The sequence below is a fragment of the Mesorhizobium sp. M7A.F.Ca.CA.002.09.1.1 genome (assembly GCF_003998555.1).
Lineage (GTDB): Bacteria > Pseudomonadota > Alphaproteobacteria > Rhizobiales > Rhizobiaceae > Mesorhizobium > Mesorhizobium ciceri.
Genome location: NZ_RZRR01000456.1, coordinates 1 through 4432, shown reverse-complemented (window position 1 = coordinate 4432; position 4432 = coordinate 1). Strand labels below are relative to the sequence as shown.

Annotated in this window: 4 protein-coding genes and 1 pseudogene; all 5 read left to right on the top strand. The window is 63.1% G+C overall.

Features of this window, described 5'->3' with window-relative positions; all coding sequences use genetic code 11:
- Nucleotides 1-461, top strand: a pseudogene (locus tag EN994_RS19565) (proton-conducting membrane transporter); the annotation flags it as partial.
- Nucleotides 462-643: 182 nt separating this feature from the next.
- Complete coding sequence (locus EN994_RS19560) at nucleotides 644-1789, top strand: aminodeoxychorismate synthase component I (protein ID WP_063168943.1); 1146 nt, start codon at nucleotides 644-646, stop codon at nucleotides 1787-1789.
- Nucleotides 1738-2400 (top strand): aminotransferase class IV family protein, encoded by a 663-nt coding sequence (locus EN994_RS19555; protein ID WP_063168944.1) that lies wholly within the window; start codon nucleotides 1738-1740, stop codon nucleotides 2398-2400. The genes EN994_RS19560 and EN994_RS19555 overlap by 52 nt, the downstream gene beginning before the upstream one ends.
- A 3-nt stretch (nucleotides 2401-2403) precedes the next feature.
- A complete protein-coding gene (locus EN994_RS19550) occupies nucleotides 2404-3339 on the top strand; it encodes a DUF3445 domain-containing protein (RefSeq protein WP_127307736.1) in 936 nt (311 codons plus the stop codon).
- 130 nt (nucleotides 3340-3469) lie between these two features.
- A partial coding sequence (locus EN994_RS19545) for a saccharopine dehydrogenase NADP-binding domain-containing protein (RefSeq protein WP_127307735.1) occupies nucleotides 3470-4432 on the top strand: 963 nt, incomplete at its 3' end.

The following is a 4432-nucleotide window of genomic DNA, read 5'->3' as shown; positions in this document are numbered from 1 at the left end:
CCCTGATGTCGACCCCCGCGACGGCCAAATCCGCCACCACAAAGCCCGCGACGGCCAAACCGGCCGCTGCGAAAGCGGTCTCTGCCAAGCCGGCGGCGAAACCCGTCGCCACCAAAACCTCGGCTCCAGCCAAATCCGCAATGAGCAAGCCTGCAACAGTCAAGCCTGCAACAGCCAAGCCTGCAACAGCCAAGCCAGCATCCGGAAAGCCCGACAATCTGCGTCGGCTGATCGGTATCGGTCCGGTCAATGAGAAACTGCTCAAGGCACAAGGCGTCACCAGCTTCGCCCAGATCGCGTCCTGGACAGCGGCCGATATCAAACGGATCGAGGACGTCATGAATTTCGATGGCCGCATCGCGCGCGAACGCTGGATCGAGCAGGCCAAGCTGCTCGCCGCCGGCAACGAGAAGGAATTCGCCAAGCAGTTTCCAACAGCCGGAACCTCCAGCAACAGCTGATCGCCAGGCACGACCTGAAGATTGCAAGCGGCGGCGCCATATCGGCGTCGCCGTTTGCTCTTGGTTCCTGAGTTGGCCCAAAGGTCGGCTTTAAGAGGCAGCGTGCCGTTCCCTCGATTGCGCGCGGGCGGCACCCCATATAGAGCGGTTGATGGCTTCATTGACCGCAGCATTCGGTGCCCATGTCCCTGCCCGCCGCAATTTTTCGCAATGACAAAAGCGCGCGCCAGCTCGTTTTCGACCGGCCGGCCGATATCATCGTGGCGCACGATGCAGGCGATTTCGGGCCGGCTCTGGAAGCAGCACAAGCCGCGCATGATGCAGGCAAATGGCTTGCCGGCTATTTCTCGTATGAGGCGGGCTACCTGCTCGAACCCAAGCTCGTTCCCCTGCTGCCGAATGGACGCCGCGCCCCACTCGTGTGCCTTGGGGTTTTCGATGCCCCGGTCGAACAGGCGGTGCCGCCGCGCAATATGGCGGCGACCAATGGCCCGATCTTCGACGCCCGTGCGACGTGGTCGCCCGAGGATTATGAAAAACGCTTCTCGCGGCTGCACCAGCACATCCGGCAAGGTGATTGCTACCAGGGCAATCTGACCTTTCCCGTGCATGCGCAATGGTCAGGCGAGCCTCTGGCCGCGTTCGATGCGTTGACTGAACGTCAGCCGGTGAAATATGGCGCGCTGATCGCGCTCGGTGAACCCATCGTGCTGTCGCGCTCGCCTGAACTGTTCTTCGAGATCGACGCCGAGGGCATGATCGAGACGCATCCGATGAAGGGAACGGCGCCGCGCGGCGCCACCAAAGCCGAGGACGAACGGCAGAAGATCTTCCTGCGCAATGACGAGAAAAACCAGGCCGAAAACCGGATGATCGTCGATCTCCTGCGCAACGATATCTCGCTGATCAGCGAGGTGGGCACGCTGGACGTGCCGGCGCTGTTCCGCATCGAGACTTACCCGACCGTGCATCAGATGGTGAGCGACGTCAGGGCCAAACTGCTGCCGGGTCTCTCTATCCGCCAGATCTTTGCGGCGCTGTTTCCTTGCGGTTCGATCACCGGCGCGCCTAAGATCCGTGCCATGGAGATCCTGCGCGACCTGGAAGGCACGCCCCGCGATGCCTATTGCGGCGCCATAGGCTGGATCGCACCCGGCGGCCCGATGCGCTTTTCCGTGGCGATCCGCACCATCTCGCTCTTTTCGGGCGGCGAGGCCGTCTACAATGTCGGAGGCGGCGTCGTCTTCGATTCGACGGCGCAGGAGGAGTATCAGGAGTGTCTGCTGAAAGCGCGCTTCGCGACGGGAACACCGCCGACTTTCAGTTGATCGAGACCATGCGCTGGGAACCCGGCTCGGGCTTCCTGCGCTTCGATCGTCATCTTGCGCGCCTCTATGGCTCGGCGGCGGAACTCGGCTTCCGCTGTGATCCAGGCACGGTCGGCGAGGCGCTGAGCAGCGCGGTCGGCGGTTCCGGCGTTGCCACGCGCACGCGTCTCGTCCTGTCGCACGATGGCGAGGTGACGGCCTCTGCGCAGCCTTATGAACCGCTCGCCGCCGACAAAGTCTGGATGCTGCGGCTGGCGCGGACGAGGCTCGATTCGAACGACACGCTGCTGCGCCACAAGACCAGCCGGCGACAGCTTTACACGCGTGCCCGTGCCGAACACCTCATCACGCAGGCCGACGAGGTGCTTATGGCCAACGAGCGTGGCGAGATCTGTGAAGGCACGATCACCAATGTCTTTGCCGATGTCGGCGACGGCGTGCTGGCGACGCCCCGGCTCGATTGCGGCCTGCTGCCTGGCGTATTGCGCGCGCAGCTTCTGGATGAAGGCCGCGCCCGCGAAGCGATCTACAGCTTGGACGATCTGAAATCCGCCAAGTCCCTGTTCGTCGGCAATTCGCTGCGCGGACTGATCCCGGCAAGACTGACCTGAGACATGACGTCCCCAAAACATACGCTGCCCACCCACACGCCCTATGACGGCTCGTCGAAACTGTTCAGCATCGGGCTGAAGCCGCTCGACCCGGCGGCCTGGATCGAGGTCGACGGCCATCTGCTGCCGTATCTCGCCGAAAAGCACCGGCTCTATGCCGAAATCCCAGAGCGCGTTTTCGTCGAGGAGGACGGCACGCGCGACGCCCAGCAGGAAGTGCTCGACTTGCTCGCCGCGCATCTCCCGGAGAGGTTCCCCGAAACCCATCGGCTCGGCGGATCAGGCGTCGAGGTGGCGGGCGCGGCGAGCCGTCTGCCTGCTTCCCTCGCCGATGCGCCGCTGGCCAAAGCCTCACTGCTCGTCCAGGAAGACCTGATCCTGATGCGCAGCAGTGAGAGCGGCTGGCGGCTGGTCGCCGGCTCGCTCTGCTTTCCCTCCTCCTGGTCGCTCCTGGAAAAGTTCGGCAAGCCGCTGCAGGACATCCACGCGCCGGTGCCGGGTTTCGGCCCGGGCACGCGTCCGGCGGAACTCATCAACCGGATGTTCGATGGCCTCCAGGGGCAGGCCGTCGAGCGCTACAACTGGTCGATCCAGGCCGACAACGCGCTCTACCATCCGCTCTCCGACCTGCAGCGCATCGACCGCGCCACCAACCGGCCGTCGCGCTTTCCCGATGGCGACATCGACGCCCATGCCTTCATTCGCGTCGAGCGGCAAACCCTACGCAAACTGCCTGTTTCACGCGATATCCTGTTCACCATCCGCATCCATCTCGATCCGCTCGCCGTGCTGGCCAGGCACCCTGATCGGGCGAAGCTCGCGGTGTCTTTCGCCGCCCAGCTCGAAGCACTCGATCTCGCCCAGCTCGACTACAAGGGCCTGACATCGGACCGTGATCGGCTGATGACGGTCCTTAACCACATGGCCAATGACGACTGATCGCTGGTTGGCGCTTTTCGCTGGTTTGTGACAATGATCTGTGATGTAGCGCATGGCCGCCGGGCAAAGATGCCCGGTTTTGTGTGTGCGTTTTCCCAGTTTCCTGGGCTTTGAAGGAGTGCTCGATAAAATGGCGAATGAAAACTGGCCCGTTTACGGTGAGATCAGCGGCCCTGTCGTGATGATCGGCTTCGGCTCGATCGGCCGGGGAACGCTGCCGCTGATCGAACGCCATTTCAAGTTCGACAAGTCGCGCATGACGGTTATCGATCCGCGCGACACCGACCGCAAGCTGCTCGACGAGCGCGGCATCACCTTCGTCCAGGAAGCGGTGAAGGAGAAGAACTACAAGAAGCTCCTGACCCCGCTTCTGACCAATGGCGGCGGAGAGGGCTTTTGCATCAACCTGTCGGTTGATACCGGCTCGGTGGACCTGATGCGGCTCTGCCGCAAGCTCGGCGTGCTCTACATCGACACCGTCGTCGAGCCGTGGCTCGGCTTCTATTTCGACGCCAAGGCCGATAACGCCAGCCGCACCAATTACGCGCTGCGCGAGTCGCTGCTCAAGGAAAAGCACGACAAGCCCGGCGGCGCCACGGCGGTCTCCACCTGCGGCGCCAATCCAGGCATGGTCTCGTGGTTCGTCAAGCAGGCGTTGGTCAATCTCGCCACCGATCTTGGCCTGGAGTTCTCGGAGCCCGCGCAGGACGATCGCGAGGGCTGGGCCAAGCTGATGAAGAAGGCCGGCGTCAAGGGCATCCACATCGCCGAACGCGACACCCAGCGCACCAAGAAGCCGAAACCGATGGATGTGTTCTGGAACACATGGTCGGTCGAAGGCTTCATCTCCGAGGGCCTGCAGCCCGCGGAACTTGGCTGGGGCACACACGAGACATGGATGCCGAAGAACGCCAAGAAGCACAAGCACGGCTCGAAGGCAGCCATCTACCTGGAGCAGCCGGGCGCCAACACGCGCGTGCGCTCGTGGTGCCCGACGCCCGGCGCGCAATACGGCCTGCTGGTGACGCATAACGAGGCGATCTCTATCGCCGATTTCTTCACCGTGCGTTCGAAGAAGGGCAAGGTGCATTAC

Coding starts and splice junctions, on each gene's coding strand:
- EN994_RS19560 (WP_063168943.1), top strand. CDS start 644: ATGTCCCTGCCCGCCGCAATTTTTCGCAATGACAAAAGCGCGCGCCAG.
- EN994_RS19550 (WP_127307736.1), top strand. CDS start 2,404: ATGACGTCCCCAAAACATACGCTGCCCACCCACACGCCCTATGACGGC.